Annotated in this window: 1 rRNA gene (only partly in view); it reads right to left on the bottom strand. The window is 53.7% G+C overall.

Going from position 1 to position 1,131, the window contains the following annotated elements:
• A 23S ribosomal RNA gene (locus AC2FCQ_RS24585) occupies nucleotides 1-1,131 on the bottom strand (its annotated part extends 1,504 nt beyond the left edge of the window); the annotation flags it as partial.

The following is a 1,131-nucleotide window of genomic DNA, read 5'->3' as shown; positions in this document are numbered from 1 at the left end:
GGTCACTCCCCCTACACGCTTAAACCGGGACAACCGTCGCCCGGCTAGCCTAGCCTTCTCCGTCCCCCCTTCGCAGTAACACCGAGTACAGGAATATTAACCTGTTTCCCATCGACTACGCCTTTCGGCCTCGCCTTAGGGGTCGACTCACCCTGCCCCGATTAACGTTGGACAGGAACCCTTGGTCTTCCGGCGAGCGGGTTTTTCACCCGCTTTATCGTTACTTATGTCAGCATTCGCACTTCTGATACCTCCAGCAACCCTCACAGGCCACCTTCAACGGCTTACAGAACGCTCCCCTACCCAACAACGCCTAAGCGTCGCTGCCGCAGCTTCGGTGCATGGTTTAGCCCCGTTACATCTTCCGCGCAGGCCGACTCGACCAGTGAGCTATTACGCTTTCTTTAAATGATGGCTGCTTCTAAGCCAACATCCTGGCTGTCTATGCCTTCCCACATCGTTTCCCACTTAACCATGACTTTGGGACCTTAGCTGGCGGTCTGGGTTGTTTCCCTCTTCACGACGGACGTTAGCACCCGCCGTGTGTCTCCCGTGATAACATTCTTCGGTATTCGGAGTTTGCATCGGTTTGGTAAGCCGGGATGGCCCCCTAGCCGAAACAGTGCTCTACCCCCGAAGATGAGTTCACGAGGCGCTACCTAAATAGCTTTCGGGGAGAACCAGCTATCTCCCGGTTTGATTGGCCTTTCACCCCCAGCCACAAGTCATCCGCTAATTTTTCAACATTAGTCGGTTCGGTCCTCCAGTTAGTGTTACCCAACCTTCAACCTGCCCATGGCTAGATCACCGGGTTTCGGGTCTATACCTTGCAACTATTCGCCCAGTTAAGACTCGGTTTCCCTACGGCTCCCCTATACGGTTAACCTTGCTACAAAATATAAGTCGCTGACCCATTATACAAAAGGTACGCAGTCACACCACGAAGGTGCTCCCACTGCTTGTACGTACACGGTTTCAGGTTCTATTTCACTCCCCTCGCCGGGGTTCTTTTCGCCTTTCCCTCACGGTACTGGTTCACTATCGGTCAGTCAGGAGTATTTAGCCTTGGAGGATGGTCCCCCCATATTCAGACAGGATGTCACGTGTCCCGCCCTACTCATCGAACTCACA

The organism is Serratia sp. CoH_134_PS_4 (assembly GCF_058190535.1).
The sequence above is the reverse complement of the archived record's forward strand: the minus strand, read 5'-3'. Positions and strand labels throughout refer to the sequence as shown.